Here is a 20,154-nt window from a genome sequence, read left to right as displayed (position 1 = left end):
ATTAGAATTTGCTGTTCAGAAAAATTATAGAATTTTTTACGAATAGTAATAAACTGGAGGCAGTTTATCGATGAAAATGCAGAGAAAATGGCGTCGGGCGTGGCAGCGAGGTCATCGAAGCTACTATCGGGGATGGTGGCTGAAGCAACAGCAGCAAAAAACTCTCATCGCCACCCGGCAAAAGCGGGTTCAGAGCAAGCGGGCCAGTCGTTTCACCCGCTGGGTTTCACCGGCAGCAGCAGCGGCCATTATGGTTGCGACCATGAATTTTGGCATACCGGTGACGGACGCGGCCAATAATAATATTGCCACAGATGGCAAGACAGGTACAACGGTTAATGATGTCAATAGCAAGGTTACCAATATTACAACGACCACTACGACAGGCAACGGCGCTACCGGTATTAACTCCTTTAGCCGGTTTAATGTAACAGCCGGCAATACGGTAAACATGATTTTGCCGGCCGGCGCCGCTAATTTAATCAATCTGGTCAACGGCGGCAGTCAGTCCCAGATTTACGGTGCCCTCAACTCGATTAAGGATAACAAGATCGGCGGCAATTTGTATTTTCTCAATCCGCAGGGTGTGTTAGTCGGTCGGAATGAAAATGGTACCGGCAGTATTAACGCCGGATCGCTGGCGATTTATACTCCCACCCAGGATTTTGTCAATAAGTTTTTTGACAGCAATAATCAGCTAAATACCACATCAGTGCAACAGGTTATGGACGGCACTTTGCCCATCGATCCAACCGGCTTGATTTATATTCAGGGCGGCAGTGTGAATGCCGTCAACAGCATTAAACTCAACAACGTAAGGATAGGAGAAGGCGCGGAAGTCAATGTCGGCGCTAATTTTGATACTGCAGGTTCGACGGCCGGTTTATTCGATTCTGTAGTGAATACCAATGGCTGGGGGTATGTGGATCAGAACCGAAATACAATCGTAAAAACCGATCAGGACGGCAGCATTGAAATCGTGGCCGGAGGTATGAGAAATGTCGGCAGGATATATAGCGGTGGAGTAAATAAAGACTTTACGATTAGCCTTGACAGCGGAGATTTTACAAATGTCGGAGCGACCATCCAGACCAATCCGCTGAATAATTTTACGCTGAATATTGGCAATAATACTTTTAATAATTCGGGAACAATTACTCCCATTGCCAAGACTTTTACTTTGAATGTGGGCAGCGGCGGTAAGTTTATTAACGGCGATATTAATGCATGGCTGGAAGGTTATCACCAAGGAACTATTGATTGTACGAATGTCGATGCTTTTATTCATCCGGCATACGCGACTATCGCTCCTCACGACGGGGCGTATTCTCCGGCAACAGACGTGCTTGTCAATTACGGTATCGTCAAGGAAGGCTCGATAGTTCCGGACGGGAAAACGTCCACCACGGTGGTAAACAGTGTCAGCGGAGACAAGGTAATTACCAATATTACGACCACGACGGTTTCCGGCAATCTCGCCTTGAATTCTTTCAGTCAATTCAACGTCAGCGACAGTAAAATTGTGAATCTGTATTTGCCGGCTGGGGCGGATAATCTGCTGAATCTGGTCAACGGTCCGAACATGTCTACCATCAACGGCACGATCAATTCGCTAAAAGACGGCGCCATCGGCGGACATGTATATTTTTTGAATCCCAACGGAGTCGTAGCAGGCAGCGGGAGTGTGCTGAATGTCGGATCGTTAACGGTTTACACGCCGTCGACGGCTTATATGAGCGGACTGTTTACAGGCAATACTCCGGAATGGAGCCAGTTTACAACATTGGCGAACGGTACTGCGCCGTTATCCTTTAGTGACAAAGCGATTACTCTTAACGGCACCATTAATGCGCTTTCCAACATTTCCTTGGGGACAGGCTCTGGCGGTACCAGTGTCGGGCAGGGTGGTATTATCAACACCGGCGCCAAGTTTGATACCTCGGGGTCAGCAAGCGGCACCTTTGACAATGTGGTCAATTTGAATGCTTACGGCATCGCGGCAATAGCAGCGACGGGCAATGACAGCAGCTTAACGGTGACCGGCAATCTAAATAATGCTGGCATAATCAACAGCGGCGGCGAGGCAAATTTTGCTGTCAGTACAACAGGCAGTCTGACAAACAGCGGTTTTATCGACGCGTACCGGGGAACTTTTGGCATTAGTACCACCGGTAATTTGACCAATACCGATACCGGTGTGATCGACGGGCGCGGGACGAATTTTACCTTACCAGGGACCTTTATTAATACAGGCCATATTTACGGCTTAAAATACTCCGATATCAATAGCGGCAACAATATCGCCACTGATGGTCAGACCGAAACGACGCTTAATTATTACCAGGATGGTACCAACTGGTACGATGATATCTCCACTAAGTCGATTATCGGCAACAATGCCTATAATTCTTTTTCCAGCTTTACTGTCGGTAATGGGAATATCGTTAATCTGCTGGTGCCGGATAATGCCGATAACTTAATCAATGTTGTCAACGGCAGCTCATCGGTTATTAATGGTATGGTCAAGTCATTAAAAGGCGGCGTCATCGGCGGCAATGTATATTTTCTTAATCCTAACGGCATGATTGTGAGCCAAAGTGGTACGATTAATGTCGGTTCCCTTAATGTGTACAATCTCACCTCAAATTTGACCGGCAGCTTTTTTTCAGCGGAAAAAAATAAATTTTTGCCGGTATTAAAAACAGAGGATGACCTTTTTTACAGTCCGGGTAATTACAGCATAGCCGCAGGCAGTAATTTTGATATAGCGGGCACGGTAGAAACTCATCGTGTAGGCAATACAGCAGGGACGCAATACGGTCTTGAAGTGTTTACAGATCAGGCTGTCTTGAAAATCGGCAGTGCTGTTTACTCACATGGCGGCGGAGTATACATAAAGGCCAATAATCAAGATTTAGGGATTAACGGTACGGTTGATACGAACGGCGGACAGCTAACTCTTGTCGACAGCGGCAAGAATATTACGGTTGGATTAACCGGCAGTATTTTGACAGGCTCTTTATCTATTACAGCCGATGCTTTTACGGATAGCGGGACAATTAAAGCGGCTGAGGTTCCTCCGGGAGCAAGTACGGCAACAGGAAGTGTGAATGTCTTTGCCAACACAATAACGATAGACAAGCCTGTAACAACAGGAACAGGCGGATTTTTTGCTTCGGGCGGAGGAACGATCAGCCTCAATTCCGATATTACGACAAATGGCGGCAATTTAACGGTTAGCGGCAAGGACATCAGCTTTACCGGCAATTTTCTGACCTATGGCGGCAGGCTGACGGCAACGGCCGGCGACAGCATTACGGTGAACAGCAATGCGATTCTTTCCACCCGCAAGGTAGCCAATAATACGGCAGCCGGTGATCATGAGAAGGATGAGTCGTTGTCAACCGGTAAATCCGGTGACTTAAATTTGCTGGTTGCCCATGATACTTATGAAAATGAGGCCAAGATTGACATAGACAGCGGGGCAAAACTGCTGTCCTTTGCCAATAACGGCTATGCAAGCAATAATGATGGCAATTCCAGTACCGATGACGGAACCATTTCCGTGATTGCTGCCAGCAAAACAAAATTGGTAACCTACGCCTTAACAGGGACGAAAGCGGACGTAAATATTCACGCTGCGCACATCAAGGGTAATAATGTCAACGTCCAGGCCGTCGCTCAGAACGATGCTTCCCAGAATTTTGATTCCTCTAGCGGGGATGAGCCGGATACTGCCTCGTTGGGGGCTTTGTCCAGGGAAGGGACGATTGACGGTCTATTTACCACCATCGAAAATGTCCGGCCGTTAGTCGGCTTTTCCAAGGTTAAGGCCGATGCAACCATCAATATCGATACGGCCAGCAAACTGGAGGCTGTGCATGATGTGACCCTTGACGCCGAGTCTTCCTCTACCAGCAGTGCAATGGTCATGTCCCTGGTCGGCGGCGTGGGGGTTATTCTGTCGGACTCCGATGCGGTGGTCAATATGCTGGGCGGCTCGGCCATTACAGCCGGAGATAATGTAAATGTCACGGCCCATACCGCCAATAAGGTCAGCGAGACGACGAGACCATGCCCGGTTGTGGGGAATCTGACCAATAAAAAAATCCCGGTTAATGTAATGGTAACCTACAATGAACTGGATTCCAATTCGGATATTACGCTGGATGATACTTCCAGTATTACGACAACGGCGGCGACGGGGAAAAATATCAACATTAATGCCACCAGCGACAAAAGTATCAGCTCCACGGCCTCGGCTTCGACCGGCAACGGGCTGCTGGGCTTCGGTGTGGCCATCAATCATTCCAATGTCAATGCAATCGCCAATATTGACGGCACGGCAGCGGCTGGTACCGATTTGAACGTTAACGCTGCTATTGCTACGGCGCTGAACGATACGAATGCACAAACGGTGGTCGGCGACGGGGATCCGGGCTCCGGGTTGGATACAGTCATCGACTGGATTGCCAATGGCGTTGTTCCGACAGTAAAAGGATGGATTAAAAAAGGTTCAGCTCCGGATGATAAACCCTTTGTGCCGCCTAGTACAGGCATAGCGGGTGCGATGGCCTTGACCCTTTCCAATAATACGGCTCTGGCTCATATCGGCGGCGACGCGGCCGAACAGACGCACAACCAGGCTGCGGCGAGTGCCGGCGGCAATATGTCTGTTAATGCCGCCGTTACCGATGTGATGAAAACGAGTGCCATTGCACAGCAAAAGCAGCGGGACGATACGGTAGTGCTGGGAGAAAACACGCCTGCCAACAAAAAGGATTATGGGGCTTCGGCGGCTATCATCTACGGGCAGTATAAGAACACCGCCAAGGCGTATATCGGCGATAATGCCACAGCCGATGCGGCTAAAACTTTAACGGTTCATTCCAATGTGACAATTCCCTTTGATAATCATTGGACGGATTGGAAGACAGATTGGACGGCCAATCTGGAAAACGCCTTTATGAGTGATAATCTCGGCCTTTCCCAGGCTATGTTTACCAGTTGGGCACAGACCAGCAGCGATGCCGGCAAAGGTACGGCCTCGGGTTCAATTGATGTGATGAATTACAATACCGACAGTGAATCTTATATTGGTAAAAACGCTAGGATTAATCAGAACACTGCCGGAACAGCGGCTGATGTAACTGTTCAAGCGGAGAATAACATTACCACTTTAAATTTATCCGGCCTTTTAAAATCGCCGATGAATGATTATATTAAAGCGGCGCGGGAAAGCGCCAAGCCGGATGCGGATCTGTGGGGGGATGCTTCCCAAGGCAGCGGCGGCGGCGGGTCGGCGCTGGTGCTTATCGAAAAAAATACGACAAAATCATATATCGATTCCGCTGCCAAGGTTAACGCCAATACTGCTACCATTAAAGCCGATACCAATGTAAAGAACACATCAATCGGTGCTGCGGGCGGTAAGACCGCCGATATTGGTTTCAACGGAACAGTTATTGCCGATATCATTCAGAATACCACCTATGCGGAAGCCAACCAGGCTAGGATTGCAGCGGCGAACAGTATCAATATTAATGCCGCTGATTCGCTGTACAACATCAATGCGGCCGGAGGGCTTACGGAAGGCGGCAGTGTTGGGATCGGCGCTTCCATTGCCTTTAACCTGATTGAACGGGATACAAAGGCTTTGGCGACAGGTACTCTTTCCGCGGGCAATTCTCTGTCGGTAACCGGTAAAAATACCGGTACGAGTGTTGGCATTTCTTTGGCGGGCAGCGCTACGGCCGATCAGCCGCAAACAACGGAACCCGCCAAAGACAGCGATGAATCCGATCCGGTGGAATATATCCGTTACCTGTTTGACGATGAAACTTCCGATCCAGCAGATCCGGTGGAAGATATTCATTTCCTTTTTGAAGAAAATAATGACGACCCTTTAAATAAAGTAACCGGCAAGGTCTCCAATTTATCGACTGCCGATTCTGCCGGCAGCAAGGCCAAATCCGGAATCAGCGCGGCGGCTAATGTGGCGCTGAATATCATGCAGGATAAGGCTGTGGCTTTGGTAGGCGATGCTGCTGCGGCGGACAAGACTACGGTAACCGTCGGCAGCAGCAATATTAAAGCGACAAATGATACGGGAATTTATGCCCTGTCCGGTGCGGTGGCCCTGGCGGCGAATACGAATGCCGCATCGAAAGGAATTGCCGGGGCGCTAATGTTCAACGGCATATTTGACACGACCCAGGCAGATATAGCGAAAACGGATTTTACCATTACGGACGATTTTTTATCCGTATCAGCCAATAACGATTCTGATATTTACAGCTTGTCGGCCAGCGGCGGGATTGCCCCCAGCGGTACAGGTGCTGCCGGTCAGGTCAGTGTCAATATGCTTCAAAATAATACCGACGCTTATATTGACCAGTCGCAGGTGAAACTGAATGGACCAATGACATTTGGTACGGCGGTGAGCGCTGCGGATAATGAAACTATCGTTGCAGTCGGCGGCGCGGTGGGATATGGCGGCAAAGCCGGCGTTGGCGCATCGTTCGGTGTCAATATCATGGATAACGGCGTAGCCGATTATAGTAACGATTCTCAAATCACCGGCAATGGAGATGTCAGCCTTACCGGCGCAGAGGATAGTCATCTTGTTGCTCTGACAGCCGCAATCGGTGCCAGCCAGGGCAAAATGGCGGGTGCTTTTTCCGCGACCGGTAATTACAGCGCCAATGATGTTGAAACATATGTTTCTCGCGGCAGCGACGATACGAAAAAAGCGGTAGATATTACCGGCGGTCTAAGTTTAGGCGCGAATGACAGCAGCACAGTATCTTCTACGGCGGGTTCGGCGGCGGTGGCCGCTAATACGGATGGCAATGGCCTCGGCGCTTCGGCGGCGGTATCCATTGCTAATGACAATGTTTATGCTTATATCGCCGATAAGGCGGCGGTGGCCGCCGAAAGAAGCAAGCAAACAGCCAGTGCGGCGAAAACTGCGGTAGCGGCGAAAAATGTAGCTTTAACGGCTGCTGAAGGGGCGCAGACAGTTACGCTTGCCGCGGGCGGCGCGGGCGGTGGTTCGGCGGGAATTGCCGGATCTTTGGCCAGCAATGTGATGACGCAGAATACGATGGCCTTTGTTGGCAAGAATGCGGCGGTGACTGCCAGCGATGCCAGTGTGGAAATTTCGGCTAGTAATAGGGCGGCAGCTACAGGCTTGGCAGGAGCTTTGGCGATTGGCAAAAGCGCCGGTGTGGGTGTTGGCGCCGAAGTAGATGTGATCAGCGGGAATACGTACGCCTATATTGATTCTGATGATGCTGTGACAGCGGCTGACAATGTGATGGTAAAGGCAGACTCCAGGGAAAATGTCATATCCTTTGCCGGCAGTGCGGCAGGCGGCGGCAAGGTAGGAGTAGCGGGAGCCGCCAACGTACATGTAATGAATACGGATACCGAGGCCTTTGTGGGCCGGAGCGGCGATACACTGGAAACAGCGGCTTCACTTACCGCTGCCGGCAGTGGGGTGATTTCAGCCGAGGATGACAGTACCCTTACTTTGGTTGCCGGCGATGCCGCCTACGGCGGAAATGCCGGTATTGGCGCAGCCGTTGGGGTAAATGTTGTTACGAAGAAGACGCTGGCCACTGTCGGCGACAATGCAAGCCTCCTGCTTACGGGGTATAGACCGGAAGTTACGGTTAATTTGGGCGATTTTGCTATTTCTTATCAGGATTATAGTGACAGTGATGTTAAGGCTCCAACTTTTACTACCAATCAGCACGGGGATATCGACAATACGGCGGCTGCGAAAAAAAGAATTGCAACGCCAAAGACCGGAACGATACGCGGTTTGGCCGTTACGGCAGTGGCGCAGAATACCATTCAGTCGGTAGTCGCCGGCGGCGCTGCAGCCAAAACTGTGGCGGCTGACGGTTCGGCGCTGGTCAATGTAGTCAGTAATACTACCGATGCGCATCTTGGTAAAAATGTTCATGTCAGCCAGTATACCAAGGATCAGACGGTGAATGCTTATAAATCGACCGTTCTGGTGACGGCCGGCAGCGACTATAACGAACTGGGGCTGGGCGGTGCTTTGGCAGTCAGCGGGACTGCCGGTGTCGGCGCCGGCGCCGGAGTTTCCGTGATTACGAATCGCACTACCTCTTATATTGATGACGGCAGTATGATTAAAACCTGCATAACCGACGATGCGAGTTATGTGAATCAGGAAACCGATCGGGATGTCTGGGTCAAGGCGGCTGCCGGTGAAAATATCATCACTGCAGCGGCGGCAGTGGGAGGAAGCGCCAATGTCGGAGCAGCCGGCTCAGGCGTGATCAATGTGCTGGATGATACGACCAAAGCTTATGTCGGTAAAAATACAATAATTGATGTAGGAAATAATCTGAGAGTGCTTGCCCAGGATACGACCAAGGTGACGGCGGTAGCCGGCAATGTTGGTATTGGCATTACGAAGGGGGGGGCAGGCGGTTCCGTCGATATTCTTAGCATTACCAAAGATACCGAAAGCTATATCGACGACAGTTCCAGCATTACCGCACTGGGAGTTCATCATTATCTGGACGATTTGGACAGATATGATCCGGATTATATGACTGTCGGCGTAAATGTGCAGGCAGTCAGCAGCGAAAATATAACTGATGTCATTGCCAGCGGCGGCGGCGGTTTGTATGCCGGTGTAGCCGGCAACGTGGCGGTCAATGTGGATGATTCCACAACCAGGGCCTATATCGGTAATGATGATACGGTTTCTTCCCATGCATCCATCAATGTCGGGGCGAATAACACGGTTAAGCTGCTTTCGATCAGCGGTGCGGCCGGCGGCGGTGCCGTAGGCGTATCCGGCGCTGTCGATGTCGGTGTAATTAATAATGAGACAGACGGCTATATCGGCAACGGCAGTACCGTTACCGGCAGTGCGGTGAATGTAAGCGCCGTGTCGGATAAGGATATCGACAGTTATGTTGTCAGCCTATCGGGCGGCGCTGTAGGAATAGCGGGCGGTGTATCTGTCTATGCGGTTGACACGGATCTCAGTGACCAGGCGAAACAACAACTGAATGCTAAACAGGATGCAAATGATGCGAATAATCCTTCACAAAGCAATGTCCAGGAGTATGCCGACAGCCAAATGAGCCTTGACCGGTATGCCGGTTTGCTGGGACAATATCAAAATACCGATATCAATAATGCCGGTACAACCTTAAGCAATCATAATACATCCATCGGGAGCCGCTTGAATGGCACTGCTGCTGCGACAGGCGGAACCAATGCTTTTATCGGCAGTGCTAAGATCACGGCAACGACAGGCAGTGTAAATGTGAATGCCAAGAATACCTTGGATTTTACTTCCGGTGTAGGTGCAGTGAGCGGCGGAGCGCAAGCCTACGGCGTTAGCGTCGGTGTGTTAGCGGCGAAAACCAATGCGGCTGCTTATGTTGACCAGGGCGGTTCTGTTTTGGAAGACAGTTCTCTTCTAAATAGTTCCGTAGCGATAACGGCACAAAGTGCACAGAATGTAAACGCCAATATCATTGGCGGCGGTCTTTCCGGCGGGAGCGGCGGCTTAGCCGGAACGCTTTTGACAGAGGATTTGTCCAGCCTGACGCAGGCCTATACGTTAGGACCGATTACAGCAGGAGCTCTCACGATTGAGGCCACGCATCAAAGTGATTTGGACGGCATCCTGGTTGCTCCAAGTACCGGCAGTTATGCAGAAGGGGCAGCAGTGGCAACCATACTGGATCGGCCTACGACTAAGGCTTATGTCGGTCCGAATATTGATCCGATAAAGGTGCAGTATTATGATATGGCTGTCAATGCCTCTACAACGGATGATATCAATGTGTCGGAGGCGGCAGCCGCCGGCGGCGGTAGTGCTGCGGGTCAGTCCATTATTTATGTGGACAATAGCGGCAAAACGTATGCATATATCGATACTGGTTCAAATGTAGCTGTAGCAAGAGATTTGCTTGTCACAGCAGTTTCCCAGGAAAATGTAAATTCCCTGGGAGCCGCAGCGGCGGTTGGCGGTTCAGCCGGCTTGTCGGGAACAGGCAATGTAAATAATATGAATACCGATACCCAAGCCTATATCGGTGCAGATACGGCTGCAAGCACTACTCCGTGGACGACGGTAACTACAGGGGACAGCTTGCTGGTAGAGGCCCAGGATGACAGTGAACTTAATCAGCTTACCGGCGGTGCTTCGACTGGCAGTTTAGCGGGGGTAGGTGCTTCTGCTGGAGTCAATATCGTTAGCAAAAATGTGCAGGCCTTCTTTGGCTCTAATGTGCAGGCCACGGTATTGATAGGTGATACGTTTAATTCGACATGGCCGGGTTACAGCATCGACGGTGTTACTGCTAATCTGGGCGGGTTTGACATTTCGTATGGAGATTACGGCAGCGGCGATGTCGTCAATCCCGGTATTAATACCCACGGCAATGGCAATCTCGACAGCCAAAATCTGACTAAAAAACGCCAGGCACAGGAACAAAAAGGTTCGGTTTTAGGCATTGCCGTATCGGCATCAACCCAAAATACCATTAGAACGGCAACCGCAGCCGGAGTTGCCGGAGGCGGCACATCACTCGCCGGGGCAGCGGCTGTTAATGTGGTGACAGACACTACAAAGGCCCACATTGGACAAAACAGCAAAATTACGACTGATCGTTTTACTGACTCGAATTTATTGCTGGCGGCTGCCAGCGATTATGACCAAATGACGGTGGGCGGCGGCCTCTCGGGCGGCGGCGCTACCGGTATCGGGGCCGGAGCCGGTGTGTCGGTAGTAAATAATACGACGCAAGCTTATCTTGCCGACGGTTCGCAGGTTACCCATAGAATAGGTAACGACGGATATGTTGCTTTTGGCATGGCCGATATTGCTGTAAAAGCCAATGCCAATGAAAATATTATGGCTTTGTCAGCGGCATTGGGGGCTGCCGGCGAAACCGGCATAGCCGGCGCCGTGACGGCTACCGTCCTAAATGATGATACAAAAGCCTATATTGGCGGCAATACGGATGTGACGGCGATTGACGGGATTGAAATTTCCGCTCAAGATACAACCGATGTACTGAGTGTGGCCGGAGCAGCCGGTATCAGTGCCGGGATAGTCTTTGGTGCGGCCGGCGTCGGCGGTTCGGTCGGTGTGGTGGATATTACCAAGGATACGGAAAGTTTTATTGCCGACAATGCGGTCGTAGATGCCAAGGTACGCGGCAATGCTGGAAATAGTAAGTCATGGAATGTGTATACAGGCGATACGGATGCCAACGGCAGCCGGACAGCTAAGCAGATCCAGGGGCTAACGGTACAGGCGGACAGTAAGGAAACAATAACCGATGTAGCAGCCGGTGGCGGTGCCGGTTTATATGCCGGGGTCGCCGGTTCGCTGGGCGTAGATATTGACCATTCTACTACCAAGGCCTATATCGGCAAGGCTAAAATCAATTCCCGCAATGCGGAAACAGCGAAAGATATTTGGTGGAGTTCTAACAATGCACAATCGGTCAGTGTGGCGGCGGTCAATACTGCGAATATCCTGTCGGTAAGCGGAGCCGGCGGAGCCGGCGGCCTCGGAGTGGCCGGCAGTGTGGATGTCGGTCTTATCAAAAACGATACGGCAGCCTATATTGCCGATAATGCCAATGTTACTGCTGATGCGCTGGGCGGTATAGATGTTATTGCCATGGCGGCACGCAATATTGAAAGCTATACGGTGGGCGTGTCCGCAGGTGCTGTGGGGCTTGCCGGCAGTGTGTCGGTATATGGCATCGACGATAATCTTACGGCTGATGCTTTGGCCAGCTTGAAGGCTAAAAAAGACGCCGCGAATGGTAATAACCCCGCGGAAGATGATGTAGAGGATTATGTGGATAATCAGCTTGATTTCACTCGCTATCAGGCACTGCTCGGCAGCTATCAAAACAGTGACATACAAAGTGCAGGAAGCAGCTTGAATAATAAGTCGGTAAAAATCGGCAGTACTGTCAACGGCACGGCGGTTCAAGCTGCTGCCGGTACTGCCGTACCTAATGGAACGGTGGCGATGATCGGCAAGAATGCTGCAGTCAGCGCCGGTAAAGACATAAAGGTGAAAGCCCAAAAGGATTTGAAGTTTACCGGCATTGTCGGCAGCGGTGTAGCCGGAGGCGTTGCCCTAGGCGGCGCGGTTAGTATTATTTCGACTGCCGATAATGTACAAGCTTATATTGGTACCGGCAGTAATATTACGGCAGATAACCTGTCAATAAACAGCGATTTGGCGGAAGATTTCACCGATACCGTTGCCGCAGGCGGAGCCGGTTTTACCGGTGCGATTGCCGGTGCGGCGGGAATTATTGACGACAGCAGTTGCTCTTTGGCTTATGTTGGTTCGGGTACTATGTCGGTCAACACGGCAAGTATAAAAGCGGAGGCGGATCATTCGGCTGCAGGAAAGGTAGCAGGTGCTTCGGTGGCTTTGGCAGGGCCGGCTGTAGTTGGCGCGGTGTTTACGGCCAATGTGGACGGTGTTACGAATGCCTATGGTACACTGACCGCGGCCAACGGAATTACAGTACAAGCCAATACGGATACCGCCTTAAGCGGTACAGTGCTTGCGCCAAGTGCAGGATTCTTTGCCGGCGGTGCGGCGGTAACCACGCTGCAGGATAAAACCGATACGGAATCTTATGTCGATAAGGCGGTAGTCGCCAATACCCTTAAAACGCTGACTGTAGCATCATCACATACGGCAACGATTACCGGGGAAGCCATCGGTGTAGGGGTAGGCGGTATCGGCATCGGCGCTGCCATTGCTACCACAGATGATGAGGGAAAATCTGAGGCTTTTATTGCGGATAACGGTTCGGTGAGTATGGGAGCCGGCGGTACCCTCAACCTGACAGCCGACAACACTGATACGGTACAGGCAAAAACCACGGCCGGAGCCGCCGGAGTCGGCGCAGGGGGAGGTTCCAAGGCCACCGCTGCTGTCAAATCCGCAACCAAAGCCTATACAGGCAGCAATGTGCGGCTCAATTTACCCAGCAGTACCACTATTTACTATAATGCGGACGGTACCATTTACGAGATTTATAATAGATTCAGCCAACTAACAGTTAAGGCGACAGCAACGCCTTCCGCTAAGGCTATCGCCGAAGGCTATAATTTTGGCATTCTCAGCGTGGGAGCTTCCCTGGCTGATGCTGAAGTCGACCCGACCGTGCAGGCGTATCTTGGCTCGGGCAATATGACCGGTGCGTATACGGCGGATAATTCTCCGCTGCATGCGCTAAACGTAACCGCTAATCTTTTACTGCCCGCAGATGGAATATCCTCCTATGCTGAGGCTACCGGTTCCGGCGGCGGCTTGATCGATGTGAATGCTACCAAGAGTACCGCAAAAGAAAATTATAATATAGCGGCGTATCTTGGCGATAACAGCAGCTTTACTGTGGCAGGCAGTATCAACGTTGCCGCCGATGCCGACAGTAAGGAAAGCGCCAGTGCCAGCGGCAAAGTAGGCGGCATTATCGCTGTGGGGGCAAATTTGGCTGAAACCGACGTGACTCCTAACGCTGCTGCTTATTTGGGTAAGAACATAACCGTTGCGGGAGGAACGACAGATAGCGAAAGCATAACGGTGAGTGCCAGCGGCAATGACGATTCCTCAGCCGAAGCCACAGCCGGCAGCGGCGGCATCATCAGCGGTGCGGCGGCCCAAGCTACAACCAATATAAATAAGCTCACAGATAATAATGGGAATACCCTGGATAATGTATGGGCGGCCATCGGCAACGTCAACGACAATACGCAGATTCATTCGGCAGCCCTTGCGATGACGGCTGAATATACCGGTACGGTTCATTCCCATGCAAACAGCCGGAATGCTTCGGTGGCGGGGGCCAGCGGCGCGATTGGCAGCAATACACTGACAATGAATGTCGAAACATTGCTTAACGGTAATATTACCACAAAAGATTTGAACGTTAAGGCGATTAACCATTTGCTAAAGCCGGCGAGAGACAATCATGACGATAACGTGGAAGCGGGATCCGGCGGCCTGTTAAACGGTGCGGCAGCCCAGTCTGCCGGTCTATTTACCGGCAATACGGAGATTGTCATTGGCGAGGGCGCCAACCTTGCTTTAATCGGTGATAAAAAGAATCCGGGGGATATGGTTTTTGAAGCCCTGACCGATATGCAGGACTATGACGGGGCCAGCTTGAAAGCCGGCGGCGCGATTGAGATTGCCAAGGCGGTTTCTACTATTACGATGAATCCTACTACGAAAGTTTCCGTAGGGAAAAACGTAAAAATTGATTCGGTGGGCGATGTTACGCTGGCTGCCTACACCACTGATGATGCTCAGACTTCAGTAGGCGTTAATGTATGGGGATTAGCCGGCGCTTCTCAGGGTGCGACGAATTCCGCCATTAATCCGATAATCGCTATAACACTGGCCGATAGTGATTCGCCAAGCGGGGAGGCCGTCCGTACTTGGCGAACAGACGGTAATATTAATCTTTACGCCGGCCGCAGTGCCGGTGGGCTGACGAGCACGATAACCGCCAGAGCCAATACGGATTTGTATAATGATTCGGTGATTCCGATTGAAGGGTCTCCCAAGGCTGATGCTGCTGTAAACCAGACGGAAACGATCGATATTGGTCAAAATAACTGGCTGGGCAGTGTCAATGATATTAACCTGCTGACAGAACCCGGCACCGTCACCGCTGTCGGTTACGGTAAGGGTGAGGACGCCTACCGTGAGGCGCTGGCAAAGCTGGCCTCCGCAATCAGCAAGCTGTTTGGCGGCGGGGATGTTTCCTTTGCCACGGAATACAATTCCGGTGCTGCCACCACTGCACGCACGGTCAATGTTAACGGCAAACTGGAAACCGGTATCCAAAACAAGCAGGTTCTCATCGTTAATCCAATCAAAGAGGGAGATATCACTGCCTTTAACATAGACGAAAATACCGGGAACGGTAATTTGGCCTATAATGTGACAATACAGAATTCAGAAGGCGTCAGCTACTATATTACCAAGGAAAATTTGGTGGATAACCTGTTTACCCGCCGTCAGGAGCTGGAGAACTTAAAGGCAAACTATGCCGGGGACGACAAAGCGATAGCCGCTTATGATTCCGATATCGCTTATATTGACAGCCAGCTTGCCGGTATGGGGATGCTGATGACTGACGGCAGCGGTAGCAAAATTGCCTTGGCCAGCGCTGATGTTTACTATCTGAATGTCAATAATATTACGGCTAAGAGCGGTAATATCAATGTTACCGCCGATAATCTTATCGGCGGCGGCATTCTCCAGTCGCCCAAAGATTCCAGTATTACCATCATTAATAATAGTCCGCTGTATGTAAGGACCCATCAACTGACAATTGATGATAAAGGCGGACATGTGAACCTTAACGGCGTGGAAGTAACGAGTACCCAAGATGTGATCAGCCGGAACAAGTCAACTGCCGCAGATGCCAAAAATCTGCAGATTTCTTTGCCCCGGGGCGGGGGCGATGTAAAAGTCAGCAAGGTTGTTGATACGGTTACTTATCAATCGACGAATGGAACGGAAACGTATAATGTGTCCCCAGGAACGGCCGTCAACACTACTTATCATTTGGACGGAGCTGCTGAACCTACGGTTAACATTAGCAATGCTTTTGATTCCGTACTGTACAGCGGGGATAAATTAAATAAAATTTTCACTTCCGGGCCCGATATCCAGATCACCGACAGTATTACCAATGCCAGTGGATTAGTCAATATATACAATAAAGAAGGCAGTATTTCACTGCAGGGAGGAAGCGACGGCGGCCAGCCGAATATTGTTGCCGATACCGTTAAGATCACGGCAACTAACGGCAATGTATACCAGGCATATACCACAGGACTGACCTCTGTAGGCGGCGATCCCCGTTCTTTGTGGAACAATGCAGTTAATAACGACCCATCTTGGCAGTTGACGTATGGCCTCTTAGGCGGATTGGAGAGTACCTTCAATAACGTGCCGAGAATTACGACGTCAGGATTTGATAAGAAACTGACTGCTAATGGCAGCGGCGGTATTTTTGCCAACGGTACGGTATATATCAGCGGCGAATATCTCAATATCAACGGCACGATCCAAAGCGGAGTCGATAACTGGAGCCTGACCTTGGATAACAACAGCAAGTATTCCGGTACAGAATCGAAGACTCTGGGGCAGTTTATTAATGATAAAAAACAGGAATGGGCTGCTGCCGGCAGCCCGTCAGATACCAAGTATCAGGTTACCGGCCTGCAAAATGATGCCTTCGGCACCATAGCCGCTTATTACAATCCTGCTACCAATCAGATTGAATTGGGTGACGCCAGGACCAAGGGCGGACGGGTTGAATTGTTCGGTCAGATTATGAATACCGGCGGCGGCAATATCAAAGCCATGGACGGTTACAGCAACATCAGCATTACCAACAATACCTCCTACGGTTTGGTACTGAATGCGCTTGATACGGGAGGCCTTCACGGAATTGTTAAAATTACCGATACGGGAAAAGTTTACACCGATGCCGGCAATAATCATTATTATCAGGTTACACAGTATGGGCGGAATGATGACGGTACCATTGCGACGACCGTTTCTTATACGGGCACTTCAGGCAAAGCTCCGGTTACAACCATTTCCGGCTCTTCCACCCGAACGGTTGACGGCGGGTATAGCCCGGTAACAGGCACCCGCTATGTATGGACATTGGGGCAGGATAAGTCAACAACGACGGAGGATGTTTATGATCACAAGAAAGGCATGTGGGGCTGGGATCCGTTAGGCTGGGTCACCAGTGATTCCGATAAGATAAGCAGCACGACGACAACCGGACAATTGGTATCGCTGCCTAACGGCGCTTATGCCGTTGTGGATACGAGCCTGGAGAATGTAGGACTGGAACGGACATACAAAAATATCCTGCTTAATTCCAATGTGACAGAACAGAAATATACCTATAGAAGCGGCTGGCTCGGTTTCTACAAGCATTATGTGACGGACCGGACTACCGAAACCGGATCGAAAGATGTTTATACGTATTCTGCTAAAGCCGATTACCCGATTGGCATCAGCTTTATCGGCTATGATGCCGGCAATGCCGCGATTAATGTCAAAGGCAGCGGCAATATCGTACTGAATAAATCACTTACCAATCAGGGCGGGAAAATTACGGTTTCGGCCGGCAATGGTGCAATTACCGGCAGCAATAAGGATGCGGTGATTTCGGCGCAATCCATTGCATTAAACGCCGGTGGTCTCGGTAATGGGATTGGCAATGATTTGCCGATAAATGTGAAGCTGCTCGGCTCATCAGGCAGTTTAGCAGCGACTACCCAGGCCGGAGATATCAGTTTAAACGCTACGGCCGGTGATTTGCGGATCAATAACATTGATACCTATGGCAGTGGCCAGTATGGTACAGTGACTCTTACTGGTGACGGCAGTATTTTGCAGGCGGCAGGCGGCAGCAATGCGGTGATTCGTGCAAACAGCATCAATCTGATATCCACTGCCGGTACCATCGGCAGTGATGATCAGGCATTGAATGTCAGCGTGATGGGTACCGGCGTTGACGACAGTGTTGACGCGATTGCCGCTAAGAATATTAATTTGCGCCAGCCAAACGGGGATTTCAGGCTGGGGCATATTGAATCCAAAAGCGGTGATGTAACGGTTGAGGCGGCTAACGGCTCGCTGGTAGATGCCAATCCGCTGGAGACGACCGATACGCGGACGGTTGACGAACTCAATGCCGTATGGGACCGGATGCAGGTCAAACAGGGAGATCAGGCGGCAGCCTTGAACAATCAGGCTTTGACAGCCTATGCCGCTAGCAAGACATCGGCGTATTTCGACTATTGGCGCCTGCGCCATGTGACGGCATCTTATGACAGTAACGGCAAGGTGACAGGCTATACGGCGGATGCTTATGATCCGAACTATACGTATACGGCGACCGACAGCGATAAATTAATGTTTACTCAGGCCGGGATGACGGCGGCACAGCAGCAGCAGTATATTGATCAGAAGACGGAAACGTACCGTACGGTAAGCAGTCAATTGAACAGCAATGCCACATATGATGCCAATTATACGTATACGCTTACCGATGCTGACAGAGCCAGCATGACGACTAAAGGATGGACAGACAGCCAGCTGAAATATTCGATTGACCTGGGGATTGCCAAGCAGACGGTCAGCACGGACAGTACCCTGCAGGATCCGAATGTGACCGGACGCCATGTCAAGCTGAACGCTAAACAGGGAGGAATTGGCACAGATAACGGTGAACTCGTCATTAAAGCCGGCGATACGGCTGCGTTGAAAGATATTACCAATGCTGACGGTACGGTGACTCCCAGTGCAGCGCGGCTGGCTCTGGCGGCTGCCGAAAGTGATGATGTAACCATTGATGCCAATAACAACATTCATATTGCGCTCAGAAAAGCGGTTTATACAAAATCGGATACGCTGACGGCGATGGCCAGAGACCATGTGTATATTGGTTCTGCCAGTCCAATTAATGTTGAAAGCATTCAAAGCGGTACCCGGGTCAATGATGTGAACGGTATTTATAACGGTACAATCCGTCTTAAGGGCAAGGCCGGAGTATACGATGTCTCCACTTCGGGGAAAGCGGCTTTACAGGGAATTAGTGCCGGCGACTATTTGGCGGCGGAAAAGGCGGCTTACGAAGAGGCGCAAAGCGCTTATGACGCGGCGCAAAGCGCTTACAATACGGTTAAGAATGCCAAAGAGACAAGCGAAGCGCAATACAACCAGGCGGAAATCGCTTATTATATGGCTAATACTGACTATGCGGCGAAGCTTGAGGCTTACCAAGCAGCAAAGGCTAAGTGGGATAAATTAGACCCTCTCCAGCAATTGTATCCTCCCAATAAACAAGCTTGGCAGAATGCCCAAAACGCTTGGCAGACGGCCCAAACAAGTTTTGCATCGTTTAAGGACAATTTGACGAAAGCAGAAAATAATTATCAGGCTGCGCAAAATAATTGGACAATAGCGCAAGCCGCCTGGAATGAAGCGCAAACTTCCTGGAATACCGCTCAGGCTAATTGGACGGAGGCGCAAAAGCTGACGGCCATAAAAGGCGGCCGGACGGTAATTGAGGGCGGCTATTCCGGCAGTATCGGTACTCAGGCTGCGCCATTCAGTGTCAGCTTGGCCGACGGTGCTGCCCTGACTGCCAGGGCGGCTGGCAGCATCTACATCGACAGCTTATACAATGATTTAACAGTGGCGGAAATCTACAGTCAGAGCGATGTAAGGCTGCATGCCCATGGTTCGATTCTGACAAATACCAATGATACTATTAATTCAGTCGCGACCCAGGGCAATACCGTTACGTTTATTGCCGATACCGGTACATTGGGAACCGACAGCAATCCCTTGCTGATCGACGCCGATCATCTTATTGCCAACGGTGATACCGCAGTGTTTAGGGGGCAGGTCAATCATAGCATGGCCCTTGCCGGTAATGATGTGACGCTGCGCGATCTGTACAGCAGCGGTTCCGACCCGTTAACGATTACCTTGACCGGATATAACCGGAAGTCGGCAAACTCGGCTGATATCACCCTAACCGGCAGCAAAGATGTGACGGTTAATTCCATGGATGCTGTGAATGTGGCTATTACCGCCGGCAGCACCGATAACCTGAGATTGCGGAATATGAATATTTCCGCTATGGCAAACTTCACCAACAAATACTATACCGCAGTCGCCGGGCCGAACCTGGCTCCCGGCCAGGTGGGAAATGCTGCGCTGGCACTGAAGCCCCAGGGAGTATTTTATCTGAATATGCTGGGCGGCAAAGCGGAAACCGACGCAACAGCCCTAAGAGTTTCCGGCAGTGTCCGGATCAGCGGGACGGATGATGCCTCTACCGCAGCGGAGCATGCCATAACTACCAATGGAAGAACTCTCCCGGAGCCGTCGGGGAACAGCGCTGGCACAGCCGGTCCGTCCCTGACTGGCAATGGCAATCCGATAACGGAAACCGGTATTGCCGCGAGAACCAGTGTACTGCAGCTTGATTCAACGGCAGGCGACAGCAGTGCCGCCAAAGCCGAAGATAAAGATAAGGATAAGGATAAAGA

1 protein-coding gene is annotated in these 20,154 nt (G+C 50.8%); it reads left to right on the top strand.

The annotated features are described in order from the left end of the window. Positions 1-70: 70 nt before the first annotated feature. The coding region (locus ABFC84_02935) for a leukotoxin LktA family filamentous adhesin (GenBank protein MEN6411704.1) at positions 71-20,154 on the top strand (20,084 nt) is incomplete at its 3' end.

This window comes from Veillonellales bacterium (genome assembly GCA_039680175.1).
GTDB lineage: Bacteria > Bacillota > Negativicutes > JAAYSF01 > JAAYSF01 > JBDKTO01.
The sequence above is the reverse complement of the archived record's forward strand: the minus strand, read 5'-3'. Positions and strand labels throughout refer to the sequence as shown.